This is a genomic window from Pseudomonas algeriensis (genome assembly GCF_048847255.1).
GTDB lineage: Bacteria > Pseudomonadota > Gammaproteobacteria > Pseudomonadales > Pseudomonadaceae > Aquipseudomonas.
In genome coordinates this window covers 233,707-250,070 of the sequence record NZ_JBKKRK010000005.1, presented here as the reverse complement: position 1 = coordinate 250,070, position 16,364 = coordinate 233,707, and the positions used below count along the sequence as shown (strand labels likewise).

The window sequence follows — 16,364 nt, the reverse complement described above, 5'->3', positions numbered from 1 at the left end:
AAACCCATCGTATGGCCTGGTTTCACGGCTGCTTCGCAGCCGAGCGGGAGCAAGCTCCCTCGCCACAGGATTTCTTCAACCATTGATGTCTTGTTGATATTCAGGCCCCCGATGTCCCCCAACCCACCCACCGCCCAACCCGCCTATGTCCTCCACAGCCGCGCCTACCGCGAAAGCAGCGCCCTGGTGGACTTCCTCACGCCCCAAGGGCGGCTGCGGGCGGTGTTGCGTGGGGCTCGGGGCAAGGCCGGGACGCTGGCGCGGCCGTTCGTCCCATTGGACGTCGAGTTTCGCGGCAGGGGCGAATTGAAGAATGTCGGGCGCATGGAAAGCAACGGCGTCGCGGCCTGGCTCAACGGCGAAGCGCTGTTCAGTGGTTTGTACCTCAATGAACTGCTGATCCGCCTGCTCCCCGCCGAGGATCCTCATCCTGAAGTCTTCGACCACTATGCCGCCACGCTGCTGGCCCTGGCCGAAGGTCGCCCTCTGGAGCCATTGCTGCGCTCTTTCGAATGGCGCCTGCTGGACGATCTGGGCTACGGTTTTTCCCTCGACACCGACCTGCACGGACAACCCATCGCGGCGGACGGCCTCTACCGCTTACAGGTGGACGCGGGCCTGGAGCAGGTCTACCAGTTGCAACCCGGGTTGTTCAATGGCGTTGAGCTTCTTGCCATGGCCGAGGCCGACTGGACCGCGCCCGGTGCTTTGGCGGCGGCCAAGCGTTTGATGCGCCAAGCCCTGGCGGTTCATTTGGGCGGCCGGCCGCTGGTCAGTCGCGAGCTGTTTCGCAAGCCCTGATCTACCCGTATGCTGTGGGCCGAATCTCTGTCCATTCAGGAGCGCTTTTCGTGAGCACCAGCAATCGCATTCTTCTCGGCGTGAACATCGACCATGTCGCCACCCTGCGCCAGGCCCGAGGTACTCGCTACCCGGATCCGGTCAAGGCCGCACTGGATGCCGAAGAGGCGGGCGCCGATGGCATTACCGTGCACCTGCGCGAGGACCGTCGCCACATCCAGGAGCGCGATGTGCTGCTGCTCAAGGATGTGCTGCAAACCCGCATGAACTTCGAAATGGGCGTGACCGAAGAAATGATGGCCTTTGCCGAGCGCATCCGCCCTGCGCACATCTGCCTGGTCCCGGAAACCCGTCAGGAGCTGACCACCGAAGGCGGCCTGGACGTGGCGGGGCAGGAGGCGCGGATCAAGGCTGCGGTGGAGCGGCTGTCGAAGATGGGCGCCGAGGTATCGCTGTTCATCGACGCCGACGAGCGGCAGATCGAAGCCTCCAAGCGGGTCGGGGCGCCGGCCATCGAGCTGCACACCGGGCGCTACGCCGATGCCCAGAACCCCACGGATGTGGCCGATGAGCTGCAACGGGTGGCAGACGGCGTCACCTTTGGCCTGGCCCAGGGCCTGATCGTCAACGCCGGCCACGGCCTGCACTATCACAACGTCGAAGCCGTCGCGGCGATCAAGGGCATCAACGAGCTGAACATCGGCCACGCGCTGGTGGCCCATGCGTTGTTTGTCGGGTTCAAGTCAGCTGTGTCGGAAATGAAGGCGCTGATCCTGGCGGCCGCTAAGCCTTAAAATCACTACGAGCCCTGTGGGAGCGAGCTTGCTCGCGATGACGGCCTGACAGCCAACATCGATATTGACTGTCAGTCTGCTATCGCGAGCAAGCTCGCTCCCACAGGGGGTATGCCTTAAAGTTGCGGTGATTCCTGGCTCGGCTTGCTCTTGTCGACACCGGGCACGTGCAGGTTGCCCTCGGCCACCTGGTTGCCTTCGAGCTGTGGCTGCGTCACCCAGGTCAGGATGTCGTAGTAGCGACGGATGTTCGCCACGAAATGCACCGGCTCCCCGCCCCGGGCGTAGCCGTAGCGGGTCTTGCTGTACCACTGCTTCTGGGACAGGCGCGGCAGGATTTTTTTCACATCCAGCCACTTGTTCGGATTCAGTCCTTCCTTGGCGGCGAGCTTGCGCGCGTCGTCCAGATGACCACTGCCCACGTTATAGGCGGCGAGGGCGAACCAGGTGCGGTCCGGTTCCTCGATGCTTTCATCCAGTTGTTCCTTCATATAGGCCAGGTACTTGGCGCCGCCCATGATGCTCTGCTTCGGATCGAGGCGGTTGGATACACCCATGGCCTGGGCGGTGTTCTGGGTCAGCATCATCAGGCCGCGCACACCGGTCTTGGAGGTCACCGTCGGTTGCCAGAGCGATTCCTGGTAACCGATGGCAGCCAGCAACCGCCAATCGACTTTTTCCTTCTTGGCGTAGGTCTTGAAATGCTGTTCGTATTTGGGCAGCCGCTGCTGCAGGTGCTGGGCAAACGTCGTTGCGCCCATGTAGCCGAGGACGTCAACGTGGCCATAGTAGCGATCCTTCAACCGCTGCAACGTGCCATTCTTCTGCACCTTGTTCAGGTAGGCGTTGATTTCATTGAGCAGGCTGTTGTCTTCGCCGGGGCCCACTGCCCAGCTCTGGCTGCGGGTGTCGCCCAGGTCGAACGCCACGCGCACGTTGGGGAAGTAGACCTGGTTCATCGCCACTTCGTTGGAGTCCACCAGCGTCAGGTCGATCTGGCCCTCGTCGACCATGCGCAGCAGGTCGACGACTTCAACGGCGTCGGATTCTTCGTATTCGATCCCAGGATATTGCTGCTTCAGCTGTGCCAATTGTTCGGCATGGGAGCTGCCCTTGAGCACCATGATCTTCTTGCCGGCCAGGGCCGCCGCGTCGGTGGGGCGCGACTGACCGTTGCGATAGATGATCTGCGGGGTGACTTCCAGGTAAGGGCTGGAAAAGCGAACCTGTTTTTTGCGCTGTTCGCTGCTGACCAGGCCTGCCGCGGCCAGCACCGGGCCGTTGGGCTTGCCGATCTGGCTGAACAGGTCGTCGAGGTTGTCGGCGGTCTCGATTTTCAGCTCGACCCCCAAATCCTCGGCGAAACGCTTCACCAGCTCGTATTCGAAGCCGGTTTCACCACTGCGATCCTGGAAGTAGGTGGCGGGGCTGTTCCGGGTAACGACCCGCAGCACGCCATCCTCCTTTACGCGCTCCAGTGTGTTGGGTTTCTCAACACAGCCACTGAGCACCAGGAAGAGTCCGGTTGCGATCAGCCATCTGGCGTACCGCGGACGCAAAGCCGTTGGGGAAAACATCTGCGCAGTATACGCAAACGGCCTCGACCGCCATATATCGACAGCAAAAGGCCAGTCTGATAGAGGTTGCAAAACGTGTCCGCAAGCCAAGCGGGCCGGCGCGCGGCAAGGCCCCGCAGGGATAAAAAATATCTCTGTGGCGCGGGCCGGATGGCCGGGTAATCAAGCTATCCGCGCCACGACCGACGTTCGGCTCGCACCTGACGTAGCGTTTCGGGTGCCGTTGGCAGCGGTTTAGGCTAGAATGCACGGCCTCAAAGCACACCCCTTCCCGAGGCTGTCCCGAAGATGTTGATCCTGCGCGGCGCTCCTGCCCTTTCTGCCTTTCGCCACAGCAAACTTCTTGAGCAACTGAGCCAGAAAGTACCGGCTGTCAGTGGCTTGTATGCTGAATTCGCTCACTTCGCCGAAGTTACCGGCGGTTTGACTGGCGACGAACAGCAGGTGCTCGCGCGCCTCCTGAAGTACGGCCCAAGTGTTCCAGTCCAGGAGCCAACCGGCCGCCTGTTCCTGGTGTTGCCGCGTTTCGGCACCATTTCGCCGTGGTCGAGCAAGGCCAGTGACATTGCCCGCAACTGCGGCCTGTCGAAGATCCAGCGCCTGGAGCGCGGCATTGCCTTTTATGTCGCCGGTGAGTTCAGCGAGGCCGAGGCCCAACTGATCGCCGAAGGCCTGCATGACCGCATGACCCAGGTCGTACTGGGCAACCTGGAGCAGGCCGCCGGCCTGTTCAGCCACGCCGAACCCAAGCCGCTGACCGCCATCGACGTATTGGGCGGTGGCCGCGCCGCGCTGGAAAAAGCCAACGCCGAGCTGGGCCTGGCCCTGGCCGAAGACGAGATCGATTACCTGGTCAACGCCTTCCAGGGCTTGAAGCGCAACCCCCACGACATCGAACTGATGATGTTCGCCCAGGCCAACTCCGAGCATTGCCGCCACAAGATCTTCAACGCCAGTTGGGACATTGACGGCCAGAGCCAGGAAAAAAGCCTGTTCGGCATGATCAAGAACACCTACCAGATGCACAACGAAGGTGTGCTGTCGGCCTACAAGGACAACGCCGCGGTGATCGTCGGCAATGTTGCCGGTCGCTTCTACCCGAACCCCGAGACCCGCCAGTACGGTGCGGTCCAGGAGCCGGTGCACATCCTGATGAAAGTCGAGACCCACAACCACCCGACCGCCATCGCCCCGTTCCCGGGCGCGTCCACCGGTTCCGGTGGCGAGATCCGCGACGAAGGCGCCACCGGTCGCGGTGCCAAGCCCAAGGCCGGCCTGACCGGCTTCACCGTGTCGAACCTGCAGATTCCTGGCTTCGAACAGCCGTGGGAAAAGCCGTACGGCAAGCCTGAGCGCATCGTCAACGCCCTCGACATCATGATCGAAGGCCCACTGGGCGGCGCGGCGTTCAACAACGAATTCGGCCGTCCTGCCCTGACCGGTTATTTCCGTACCTTCGAACAGTCCATCACCACCCCTCGCGGTGAAGAGGTTCGCGGTTATCACAAGCCGATCATGCTCGCTGGCGGCATGGGCAACATCCGCGCCGAACACGTGCAGAAAGGCGAGATCGTGGTCGGCTCCAAGCTGATCGTCCTCGGCGGCCCGGCCATGCTGATCGGCCTGGGCGGCGGCGCGGCGTCCTCCATGGCCACCGGCACCAGCTCGGCCGACCTGGATTTCGCGTCGGTCCAGCGGGAAAACCCGGAGATGGAACGCCGTTGCCAGGAAGTCATCGACCGTTGCTGGCAGTTGGGTGAGAACAACCCCATCAGCTTCATCCACGACGTCGGCGCGGGCGGCCTGTCCAACGCCTTCCCGGAACTGGTCAACGACGGTGGCCGTGGAGGCCGCTTCGAATTGCGCAACATTCCGAACGACGAGCCGGGCATGGCCCCGCACGAAATCTGGAGCAACGAATCCCAGGAGCGTTACGTCCTGGCGGTCGGCCCGGCTGACTTCGAGCGCTTCCAGGCCATTTGCGAACGCGAGCGTTGCCCGTTTGCCGTGGTGGGTGAAGCCACCGCCGAGCCGCAACTGACCGTGACCGACAGCCACTTTGGCAACAGCCCGGTGGACATGCCGCTGGAAGTGCTGCTGGGCAAAGCCCCGCGCATGCACCGTTCGGCGGTTCGCGAAACCGAGCTGGGCGACGATTTCGATCCGTCCACCCTCGACATCGCCGATTCCATCGAGCGCGTGCTGCATCACCCGGCCGTGGCGAGCAAGAGCTTCCTGATCACCATCGGCGACCGCACCATCACCGGCCTCGTGGCACGTGATCAGATGGTCGGCCCATGGCAGGTGCCGGTGGCCGACGTGGCCGTGACCGCCACCAGCTTCGACGTCTACACCGGCGAAGCCATGGCCATGGGCGAGCGCACGCCGCTGGCGCTGCTGGACGCCCCGGCGTCGGGCCGCATGGCGATCGGTGAGACCCTGACCAACATCGCGGCCTCGCGCATCGGCAAGATTTCCGACATCAAGCTGTCGGCCAACTGGATGTCCGCCGCCGGTCACCCCGGTGAAGACGCGCGCTTGTACGACACCGTCAAGGCCGTCGGCATGGAACTGTGCCCTGAACTGGGCATCACCATTCCGGTGGGCAAGGACTCCATGTCCATGGCCACGCGCTGGAACGACGAAGGCGTGGACAAGAGCGTGACCTCGCCGCTGTCGCTGATCGTGACCGGTTTCGCCCCGGTCACCGACATCCGCCAGACGCTGACCCCGCAACTGCGCATGGACAAGGGCACCACCGACCTGATCCTGATCGACCTGGGCCGTGGCCAGAACCGCATGGGCGCCTCCATCCTGGCCCAGGTGCATGGCAAGCTCGGCTCGCAAGCACCGGACGTCGACGATGCCGAAGACCTGAAGGCGTTTTTCGCCGTGATCCAGGGCCTGAACGCCGACGGTCACCTGTTGGCCTATCACGACCGTTCCGATGGCGGCTTGCTGACCACCGTGATGGAAATGGCTTTCGCCGGCCACTGCGGCTTGAACCTGACCCTGGACAGCGTGGCCGAGTCGGCCAGTGAAATCCCGGCGATCCTGTTCAATGAAGAGTTGGGTGCGGTGATCCAGGTTCGCCAGGACGCCACCCCGGACATCCTCGCCCAGTTCAGCGCCGCCGGCCTGGCCGAGTGCGTCTCGGTCATCGGCCAGCCGATCAACAACGCCCACATCAATATCACCTTCAACGGCGACACCGTCTTCGAAGGCCAGCGTCGCTTGTTGCAGCGCCAGTGGGCCGAGACCAGCTACCAGATCCAGCGCCTGCGCGACAACGCCGAATGCGCCGAGCAGGAATTCGACGCGCTGCTGGAAGAAGACAACCCGGGCCTCAGCGCCAAGCTCAGCTTCGACGTCAACGAAAACGTGGCCGCGCCTTACATCAAGAAAGGCATCCGACCGCAAGTGGCGGTCCTGCGCGAGCAGGGCGTCAACGGCCAGGTGGAGATGGCGGCGGCGTTCGACCGCGCCGGTTTCAGCGCGATCGACGTGCACATGAGTGACATCCTCGCCGGACGTGTCGACCTGAACGATTTCAAAGGCATGGTCGCCTGCGGCGGCTTCTCCTACGGCGACGTGCTGGGCGCCGGTGAAGGCTGGGCCAAGTCGGCGCTGTTCAACAGCCGCGCCCGCGATGCGTTCCAGGGCTTCTTCGAGCGCAACGACAGCTTCACCCTCGGTGTGTGCAACGGTTGCCAGATGATGTCCAACCTGCACGAGCTGATCCCGGGCAGCGAGTTCTGGCCGCACTTCGTGCGTAACCGTTCCGAGCAGTTCGAAGCCCGCGTCGCGATGGTCCAGGTGCAGGAGTCGAACTCGATCTTCCTGCAGGGCATGGCCGGTTCGCGCATGCCGATCGCCATCGCCCACGGTGAAGGCCATGCGGAGTTCCAGAGCGAGGAAGCGTTGCTTGAAGCCGACCTGTCCGGTTGTGTGTCGCTGCGTTTTGTCGACAACCACGGCAAGGTCACCGAAACCTACCCGGCCAACCCGAACGGCTCGCCGCGCGGGATCACCGGCCTGACCAGCCGCGACGGCCGCGTCACGATCATGATGCCGCACCCGGAGCGGGTGTTCCGCGCGGTGCAGAACTCGTGGCGTTCGGACGACTGGAACGAAGACGCGCCATGGATGCGCATGTTCCGCAACGCGCGCGTCTGGGTGAACTGAGGCGGTGTACAAGCTCTGCTTCTTCGTCCCGGCCAGCCACGTGGACGAGGTCAAAAGCGCCGTATTCGCTGCGGGTGGTGGGCGAATCGGCGACTATGACCACTGCGCCTGGCAAGTGCTGGGCCTGGGCCAGTTTCGCCCGTTGGACGGCAGCCAGCCGTTCATTGGCGAGGCGGGGCAGGTCGAGCAGGTCGAGGAATGGAAGGTTGAGCTTGTTGTCGCCGACGATCTGATTCGCCCCGTGGTGGAGGCATTGAGACAGAGCCATCCCTACGAGACACCGGCGTTTGAGGTGTGGCGGTTGGAGGATTTCTGATCCTCCCCGTTTAAATGAAAAACCCGCTGATTGGATCAGCGGGTTTTTTATTGTGGCGAGGGGATTTATCCCCGCTGGGCTGCGCAGCAGCCCCAAATACTGATTCTCCGGTGTGTCAGGCAGATGGCGTTGCTGCTTAGGGGGCTGCTGCGCAGCCCAGCGGGGATAAATCCCCTCGCCACAGGGGCCAGACAGTCGGCGAAGGCCTAGGCTTTGACACCCGCCTGACGACTCGGCACCACCGCCTCCAACGCCCGCCACAACCCCGGCGCTTTCTCCCCCAGCAGCAAATGCCACACGCCATCCTCCAGCGAACTGACCCCCTGGCAACCCAGCGTCTTGAGCTGGCTTTCCGACAACCCTTTGCCATCGGCCAACCGCACGCGCAAACGGCTCATCGCCACGCAATCGAGCTGCAACACATTCCTGCCACCGCCCAGGGCATCGAGCCATTGCTGTGCTTCGGCCTCCGGGACAATTTTCGTTAAGGCCGGCTCGACCACGGCGTTCGCGGGCGTACTGACGGCCTGATCGGAAGAGGGCAACGCCAAGCGAATCTCATCGGCAATGCTATCGGCCATCGGCCCCACCACCACCTGCAAGCTGCCGCCATTGCCGGGGCGGACCACCGCCATGGCGCCAAGGGCCTTGAGCTGGGCGTCGCAGGCCTTGTTGCGATCCACCATGTCCAGGCGCAAGCGCGTGGTGCAGGCGCCGACGGTAATCAGGTTGTCGGCGCCACCCAGGGCCTGGATGTAGGCGGCGGCACGTTGGTTCTCGGCGATGATCGGCTTTTCGCCCATCGCCACGTCTTCACGCCCCGGCGTCTTCAGGTCGAAGCGGCGGATGCAGAAGTCGAACACCAGGAAATAGATCGCCCCATAGACCAGGCCCACCGGTACGACCAGCCACCCGTTGGTGGATTTGCCCCAGCCCAGGACCATGTCGATGAAACCGCCCGAGAAGGTAAAGCCCAGGTGAATATCCAACAGATTGGTCACCGCCATCGACAGGCCGGTGAGCAACGCATGGACTAGATACAGCAACGGCGCGAGGAACATGAAGGCGAATTCGATCGGCTCGGTGACGCCGGTCAGGAACGAGGTCAACGCCATGGACAGCAGAATCCCGCCCATGACCTTGCGCCGCTGGGGCAGGGCATTGCGGTACATCGCCAGGCACGCAGCGGGTAGGCCGAAAAGCATCACCGGGAACATGCCGGTCATGAACTGGCCGCCCTTGGGGTCGCCGGCGAAATAACGGGTCAGGTCACCGGTGACCACGGCGCCGGTGGCCGGGTCAGTGAAGCTGCCGAAAATGAACCACGCCATGTTGTTGAGGATGTGGTGCAGGCCAGTGACGATCAGCAATCGATTGAACACACCGAAGACAAACGCGCCGAAGCTGCCGCTGGCCATCAACAGCTCGCCGAAGCTGTTGATGCCGTGCTGGATCGGCGGCCAGATCAGGCCGAACATCACGCCAAGGCCCACCGCGCTGAAACCGGTGACAATCGGCACGAAGCGCCGGCCCCCAAAAAACGCCAGGTACTCCGGCAGCTTGATGTCCTTGAAGCGGTTGTACAGCCCGCCGGCCAACAACCCACTGACGATCCCGGCGAGCATGCCCATGTTGATCGTCGCGTCGAGCACTTTCAATGTCGCGACCATTACCAGGTAGCCGATGGCCCCGGCCAGTCCGGCCGTACCGTTATTGTCCCGGGCGAAGCCCACGGCGATGCCGATGGCGAAGATCAGCGCCAGGTTGGCGAAGATCGCCTGGCCGGCATCGTGGATGATCGCGATGTTCAACAGGTCCGTGTCACCCAGGCGCAGCAGCAGGCCGGCAATCGGCAAAATCGCGATCGGCAGCATCAGCGCCCTGCCGAGGCGCTGCAGCCCTTCGATGAAATGCTGGTACATGGCGTCTCTCCTTTTATTGTTCTGCGACAGTCTCAGCCCAGGGGCCAATGTTGATGACAGGCCTGGCGCACGGCGGCGGCGCTGGGCAGGTTCAGCAAATCGGTACTGACGCGGCGGCACTGCGCTGTGTCGAGGCGGCGCACGCGGTCCTTGATTTCGCCTACCTGCGGCGGGCTGACCGACAGCTCCCGTACACCCAGCCCGATCAGCACCGGCGTCGCCAGGGGATCGGAGGCCAGGGCCCCGCACACGCCAGCCCAACGCCCATGGCGGGCGGCGCCGGCACAGGTCTGGGCGATCAGCCGCAACAGCGCGGGGTGCAAGGCGTCGACGCGGGCGGCGAGACCGGCGTGGTCGCGGTCCATGGCGAGGGTGTACTGGGAAAGGTCGTTGGTGCCGATGGACAAGAAGTCCGCATGCTCGGCCAGTTGCTCGGCGAGCAATGCGGCGGCTGGCACTTCGATCATCACGCCCACCTGCGGACGCTCCTCCAGGCCCATTTGCGCACCCAGGACGTCAATGCGCTGGCGAATGTGCAGCAGCTCGGCGACCTCGGTGACCATTGGCAACAGGATCCGGCAGCGATGCAACGGACGGATCTGCAGCAGCGCGCGCAATTGTTGATCCAGCAGTTCCGGGCGCACCTGGCCCAGGCGAATGCCTCGCAGGCCGAGCACCGGATTGGCTTCGGCCGGAAGCGGCAGGTAGTCCAATTGCTTGTCGCCGCCGACGTCGATGGTGCGGATGATCACCGGCCTGTCGCCCATGGCATCGAGCACGGCTTGATAAGCCTGGCGCTGCTCTTGTTCGTCGGGGGCGGTGTGACGGTCGACGAAAAGGAATTCAGTGCGCAGCAGGCCAACGCCATCGGCGCCGTTGGCAAAGGCCTGGCCGGCTTCGGCGCTGGAGGCCACGTTGGCAGCGACTTCGACATCTACGCCATCGAGGGTTCGCGCCGGGGCGTGGGCGAGGGTTTGCTGCTGGGCCCGCAGCGCTGCGCGTTGGCTTTGTGCTTGCCGCACCTGGGCCAGGCGCTCGGCGCTTGGTGTGAGTTCGAGGCGGCCACCGTCGGCGTCCAGCACCACCGATTGACCGGGCAACTGCTCAAGCAGTGCATCGCCCAACGCAACCAGGCAGGGCAGGCCTTTGCCGCGAGCCAGGATCGCCACGTGGGACGTCGCGCCGCCCTCGGCCATGCATACGCCTGCCACGCCCTGGGCGCAGAGTTGCAACAGGTCCGACGGGGTCAGTTCCTGCGCGACGACAATGGCGCCCGCCGGCACGTCGAATTGCCAGGCTTCGCCCAGCAGTGCCCGCAGGACCCGCTGGCGCAGGTCATGCAAATCATTGGCGCGCTCGGCCAGCAGCGCGCTTTGCAATTGCCGCAGCACTTGGCACTGTGCGTCGATCGACCGGCTCCAGGCGTGGGCCGCCGCGCTCCCTTGCTCGATAGACAGGTCCGCGGCATCCAACAGGGCCGGATCTTCCAGCAACGCCAAATGAGCGCTGAAGATCGCTTGCTCATCGATGTGGCGCCGGGCCTTGGCGTTTTCGAGTGTCAGCTGGATATCCTGACTGACTTGAGCCAGGGCATCGAGCAGTCGTTGGCGTTGTTCTTCGACATTGTGGCCGCCGGGATCTTGGGGTAATTGAATGCCATCCAATCGAACCAGCGGTCCGCTCGCCAGGCCGGGCGCGGCGCAGACGCCATGCAATACGCCTTCTTCGGCGGCGTGCCGAGTTGTCAGGACCTGCGGCGCCCTGCCGTGAGCCTCTTCGGCCAGAGCGGTGGACAAGCTCGCCAGCAGCGCTTGCAGCGCCGCTTCGGCATCGCTGCCGCGACAGCTGACATGCACTTCGGCCTGTTCGGTGATCGCCAGGCCCATCAAGCCCATGACGCTGTCACAGGACGCCGACCGCCCCCCAAAGTGTAACTGCGAGCGGCTTTTGAATCCCCGTGCGGTCTGGCGAACCAAGGCCGCCGGCCGCGCATGCAAGCCGCCTCGATGGGCGATGCGAATCTGGCCGGACACTTCGATGCCGACTTCCAGGTCGTCAAGCTGTCCTGCACCGGGCGCCCTGGGGACGACGTGCAACAGAGGTTCGCCGACCTTGACTCCTTTAAGAGTGATGGGCCGTGCCTGGAAATGTTCGCCATTGGTGATGACCAACAGGCTGACTAGGCTTTTGCAGCGCTGGGCCACTTTGTCCAGGTCGTAGCGCAGCAGCGCTTGCCCGTTGCTGACGCGCGTGCCTTCCTTGACCAGCATGAAAAAGCCGTCGCCCTGCAACTCGACGGTGTCCAGCCCCAGGTGCAGCAGTAATTCGGCGCCGTTGTCGGCCCGCAGGGTCACGGCGTGGCCGGTGCGAGCGACGTGGATCACCTCGCCGTCGCAGGGGGCGTAGAGGGTGTCGTTCAGCGGGTCGATGGCGATCCCGTCGCCCATGGCGCCGCTGGCGAATACCGCGTCCGGAACGTTGGTGAGGGTGAGCACCGGGCCGCTGAGCGGGGCGCTGAGGGTCAGCTCTTTATTGTTGTTGGGCATGGGCTCGCTCTCTGTGTAATTTCATAGGCCTTGCATGAACGCCGTCGGGTCAGTGGGTCCGGGTGACCTTGCTCAAATGCCGTGGTTTGTCCGGATCCAGGCCCCGGGCGAGGGCCAGCCGGGCAGCCATGCCATAAAAGCTCTGGATCGCCAGGATCGGGTCTAGGGCCGGGTGATCGGCGCGGGACAAGGTCAAGTCGCGCTCGACGATGTCATCGGGGGCCGCCAGCAGCACCCGGGCGCCGCGCTGGCGCATATCGGCGGCCAGACCCAACACGCCGGCCTGCTCGGCACCGCGCGGGGCGAACACCAACAGCGGGTAGTTTTCATCGATCAGCGCCATCGGGCCGTGGCGGACCTCGGCGCTGCTGAAGGCCTCGGCCTGGATCGCCGAGGTTTCCTTGAATTTAAGCGCCGCTTCCTGGGCGATGGCGAACCCGGCGCCACGGCCAATCACCATGAGCCGCTGGCAATCACGGAGCGTTTCGACGGCGGCGCCCCAGTCCTGGCCTGCGGCCTCGCGCAAACCTTCAGGCAGCGCAGCGCCGGCGTCGAGCAACTCGGCGTCATCCTTCCAGTGCGCCACCAAACGCGCGCTGGCGCTGAGGGTAGCGATGAAACTCTTGGTGGCGGCAACGCTGCTTTCGACGCCGGCGCACAACGGCACGCTGAATTCACAGGCCGCCTCCAGCGGAGAATCCTCTGCGTTGACCATCGCAACGCTCAACGCGCCGCGTTTGCGCAACAGGCGCAGGCTGTTGACCAGGTCCGGGCTCTGCCCCGACTGGGAGAACGCGAACGCCACCTGGCCACTGACCTTCAAAGGCGCCTGTTGCAGGGTCACCACCGACATCGGCAGCGACGCCACCGGCAAGCCCAATTGCTGCATGGTCAGGTAGGCGAAATAACTGGCGGCGTGGTCGGAACTGCCCCGAGCGATGGTCATCGCCACTTGCGGCGGTTGACGACGCAGGCGTCCGGCGATTTCCTCCAGCGTTGGGTCCAGCCGCTGCAGTTGGCGCTCGACGGCTTCGGCTGAGGCCTGGGCCTCTTCAAGCATTTTGCAAGTCAATGGCTTCTCCTTCGACCATCACGTCGATCAGGTTCAAGTTACGGTCGAGGCGCACACAGTCGGCCCAGGCGCCGGGTTGCAGGCGTCCGCGCTCGGGCAGGCCGAGGTAGTCGGCGGGAAATTGCGACAGGCGTCGGGAAGCTTCGTTGATGGGCAGGCCGATTTTCACCAGGTTGCGCAGGGCCTGGTCCATGGTCAGGGTGCTGCCGGCCAGGGTGCCATCGGCCAGGCGCACGCCGCCCAGGCATTTGGTCACGGTGTGGCTGCCCAGCTTGTATTCGCCGTCGGGCATGCCAGCGGCGGCGGTGGAGTCGGTGACGCAATACAGGCACGGGATCGAACGCAACGCCACGCGCATCGCACCGGGGTGCACGTGAAGCAAATCCGGGATCAGTTCGGCGTATTGCGCATGGGCCAGCGCCGCACCGACGATGCCGGGCTCGCGGTGATGCAGTGGGCTCATGGCGTTATACAAATGGGTAAAACTGCTGGCCCCGGCCGCGAGTGCCGCGACGCCTTCTTCATAGCTGCCGAGGGTATGGCCGATCTGCATGCGCACGCCGCGAGCGCTGAGGGCGCGAATCAAGGCATCGTGACCGGCGATTTCCGGCGCAATGGTGATCACGCGGATCGGCGCCAGGGCCAGGTACGTTTCCACCTCGGCCATCAAGGCGGTGTGGGCGAAATTCGGTTGGGCGCCGAGTTTGCCGGGGTTGATGTAAGGGCCTTCCAGGTGAACACCGAGCACCCGTGCGCTGCCGCTGGGCCGCTGTTCGCAGAATTTACCGAGGGCCTTGAGTACGCGGATGATTTCTTCGCTCGGCGCCGTCATCGTCGTGGCGAGCAACGCCGTTGTGCCGAATCGCACATGGGTGCGGGCAATGGTTTCGAACGCCGCCGCGCCTTCCATGATGTCCTTGCCGCCACCGCCGTGCACATGCAGGTCGATGAAGCCGGGCAGCAGGTAGGGCAGGTCGTTGCTCGTCGGGTCGCAGGGCTGGCCTTCGATGGACACGACCCTGCCGCGTTCATGGATCAGGCGGCCGCGTATCCAGCCGTCGGCGGTGAGGATGTTGTTTTCGGACATGGGATTCTCGGGTCGTCTAGCGCCGCAACTCTGCGACGAAGTCGTAATAGTCGTTGCGGCAATAGGTGTCGGTGACTTCGATGGGCGTGTTGTCTTCCAGGTAGCCGACCCGCGTCATCAACAGCATCGCGGTGCCGGGGGCGATGCCCACCAGGGCGGCGAATTCGTCCGAGGCGTTGATGGCCTGGATGTGTTGCAGGGCGCGCACTACCGGTTTGCCGATGCTGTCGAGGAATTCATAAAGCGAATCGCCCACCGCCTGCGGCTTGGCAATGATCGATGCGGGCAGGGTGCTCATCTCGATGGCCATGACCGTGTCGTCGGCCTTGCGCAGCCGTTTGAGCCGGGCGACTTTGTCGGTGGGCGAGAGGCCCAGGCGTATCAATTCCTCATGGGTTGGCGGGGTGATCTCCCGCTCCAGCCATTGGGAGCCGGGCACAAAGCCTTTGAGCCGGAGCATTTCGCTGAAACCGCTAAGGCGTGAGAGCGGTTGTTCCAGGCGTGGGGTGATGAACGTACCCGAGCCTTGGTTGCGGCGGATCAGGCCTTGTTCGAACAGCACTTCCAGCGCCTTGCGCGCGGTGACCCGGGATATCCCCAATTGCTCGCTCAAGCTGCGCTCGGACGGCATCGCTTGTTCGGCTTTCCACTGGCCAGCGTGGATGGCGGCTTCCAGATTGCGGGCCAGTTGCAGGTAGAGCGGGGTGGGTTGGGTGTCGTCGGGGCGCAGGGTCTGGATGTTCATTTGGGTGTCCGATGCGGTTTTTTGTGGGCGTTGTCGCTCGGTGGCTTGGGGTGGAAGCTAATACCACTTGAATACCATGTCAACGCTGCTTTTCTAGGGTTGGCCTGTGTTTTCTGGGTATTCATTCGGGTGTTATTTAAGTGGTATTAGGGTGGTTTTTGTGGGGCGTGGTATTACAGCGTTGGGATGGGGTTTTTGAAGGTCAGTGGTATGCACGGAGGGCGGGTTGCGGATATTGATATTTATTTTATGGCGACCGGTGGTAGTGCGTTTTGTGTGTATATCCGTTGCTGCGGTCACGGCGGCTTAGGGGTTCCGCTCTGTGGCGAGGGAGCTTGCTCCCGCTGGGGCGCGCAGCGGCCTCAAAAAAGCGATGAGCGCTACGCACTCAAGCGGGAGCAAGCTCCCTCGCCACAAAAGCTTTCCCAGCCATCACGGCACAGATTGATCCACGGTAAACACTGTGGGAGCGAGCCTGCTCGCGATAGCGGTGGCTCAGTCAATAAAGATGTTGGATGTGCCGGCCTCATCGCGAGCAAGCTCGCTCCCACAGGGGGACTGGGTGCACATGAATTTTGGGTCTGCTGAAGATCCAGTGTGGGAGCGAGCTTGCTCGCGATAAATCGAAAGACCAACGCAAAAACGGTGGGGCAGCGAAGCGGCCCTCAAGCCAGGCAATTCGGTGTGTCAGGTAGATTGAGTCGCCTGCCTTGGGGTTGCTGCGCCCGAGGCGTCGGACCGTCCCAGCGGGAGCAAGCTCCCTCGCCACAAGAACGGGGCGCTATGGCCGAATCTCGATCATCGTCCCATCCGGCACAAGGTTCCACACCTCACGCATGTCCACATTGCGCATGGCGATGCAGCCGTCGGTCCAGTCCAGGGTGTGGAACAACTGCTCAGGGTTCTCCTCCGAGTCCGGCGTGCCATGAATCATGATCATGCCTCCCGGTTCCACGCCTTCGCGGCGGGCGCGGGCGGCGTCGCTGATGTTGGGGTAGGAAATGTGCATCGACAGGTAGAACCGGTCGCTGACCTTGCGCCAGTCGATCCAGTAAAAGCCTTCGGGGGTGCGCTTGTCGCCCTCGATCAACTTGGGGCCTTTCTTGGCGCCCTTGCCCAAGGAGATGCGATAGGTCTTGAGGGGCTTGCCGTCGTTGATCAATTGCAATTGATGGGCGGACTTGAGCACCAGGACTTTTTCGATGACTTTGCCGTTGTAGGTTCCCACGGCGGCGGCCTGGGACAGGGCGGTGAACGACAAGCAGAACAGCACAAGCAACCAGCGCATTGAAACGATATCCCTAGAGGTGTCGCGGCTA

The 16,364-nt window shown here is 63.5% G+C and carries 11 protein-coding genes; 4 read left to right on the top strand and 7 right to left on the bottom strand.

Annotated features, from left to right (window positions below; genetic code table 11):
• The first annotated feature begins 111 nt into the window (after positions 1-111).
• Positions 112-801: a DNA repair protein RecO gene (gene recO, locus ACLK1G_RS10370; protein ID WP_420765360.1), complete on the top strand. Its 690-nt coding sequence runs from the start codon at positions 112-114 to the stop codon at positions 799-801.
• A gap of 50 nt (positions 802-851) precedes the next feature.
• Positions 852-1,595 (top strand): pyridoxine 5'-phosphate synthase, encoded by a 744-nt coding sequence (pdxJ, locus tag ACLK1G_RS10365; RefSeq protein WP_420765359.1) that lies wholly within the window; start codon positions 852-854, stop codon positions 1,593-1,595.
• 116 nt (positions 1,596-1,711) lie between these two features.
• Here pdxJ and mltF read toward each other — a convergent pair whose 3' ends face one another.
• Positions 1,712-3,172: a membrane-bound lytic murein transglycosylase MltF gene (mltF, locus tag ACLK1G_RS10360; protein WP_420765358.1), complete on the bottom strand. Its 1,461-nt coding sequence runs from the start codon at positions 3,170-3,172 to the stop codon at positions 1,712-1,714.
• A gap of 288 nt (positions 3,173-3,460) precedes the next feature.
• Between mltF and purL the strand changes: the two genes are divergently transcribed.
• The gene (gene purL, locus ACLK1G_RS10355) at positions 3,461-7,357 is read left to right on the top strand and encodes a phosphoribosylformylglycinamidine synthase (RefSeq protein ID WP_420765357.1); all 3,897 of its coding nucleotides are present in this window, start codon (positions 3,461-3,463) and stop codon (positions 7,355-7,357) included.
• A 4-nt stretch (positions 7,358-7,361) separates the two neighbouring features.
• Positions 7,362-7,673 (top strand): YqfO family protein, encoded by a 312-nt coding sequence (locus tag ACLK1G_RS10350; RefSeq protein WP_420765356.1) that lies wholly within the window; start codon positions 7,362-7,364, stop codon positions 7,671-7,673.
• Between the two features lie 206 nt (positions 7,674-7,879).
• Here ACLK1G_RS10350 and nagE read toward each other — a convergent pair whose 3' ends face one another.
• The 6 genes from nagE to ACLK1G_RS10320 all read right to left on the bottom strand — a co-directional run bounded on the left by nagE (position 7,880) and on the right by ACLK1G_RS10320 (position 16,333).
• Positions 7,880-9,595 carry an N-acetylglucosamine-specific PTS transporter subunit IIBC gene (gene nagE / locus ACLK1G_RS10345; protein WP_420765355.1) on the bottom strand — a complete coding sequence of 572 codons (1,716 nt, stop codon included), beginning with the start codon at positions 9,593-9,595 and terminating at the stop codon, positions 7,880-7,882.
• Positions 9,596-9,627: 32 nt separating this feature from the next.
• Positions 9,628-12,141: a phosphoenolpyruvate--protein phosphotransferase gene (gene ptsP / locus ACLK1G_RS10340; protein ID WP_420765354.1), complete on the bottom strand. Its 2,514-nt coding sequence runs from the start codon at positions 12,139-12,141 to the stop codon at positions 9,628-9,630.
• A gap of 49 nt (positions 12,142-12,190) precedes the next feature.
• Positions 12,191-13,213 (bottom strand): SIS domain-containing protein, encoded by a 1,023-nt coding sequence (locus ACLK1G_RS10335; RefSeq protein WP_420765353.1) that lies wholly within the window; start codon positions 13,211-13,213, stop codon positions 12,191-12,193.
• Positions 13,194-14,300: an N-acetylglucosamine-6-phosphate deacetylase gene (gene nagA, locus ACLK1G_RS10330; protein ID WP_420765352.1), complete on the bottom strand. Its 1,107-nt coding sequence runs from the start codon at positions 14,298-14,300 to the stop codon at positions 13,194-13,196. The genes ACLK1G_RS10335 and nagA overlap by 20 nt, the downstream gene beginning before the upstream one ends.
• A gap of 16 nt (positions 14,301-14,316) precedes the next feature.
• On the bottom strand, positions 14,317-15,045 hold the full coding sequence (locus tag ACLK1G_RS10325) for a GntR family transcriptional regulator (RefSeq protein WP_420765351.1): 729 nt from the start codon (positions 15,043-15,045) through the stop codon (positions 14,317-14,319).
• A 781-nt stretch (positions 15,046-15,826) separates the two neighbouring features.
• Positions 15,827-16,333, bottom strand: a complete 507-nt coding sequence (locus tag ACLK1G_RS10320) for a L,D-transpeptidase family protein (protein ID WP_420765350.1) — start codon at positions 16,331-16,333, stop codon at positions 15,827-15,829.
• Positions 16,334-16,364 lie beyond the last annotated feature (31 nt).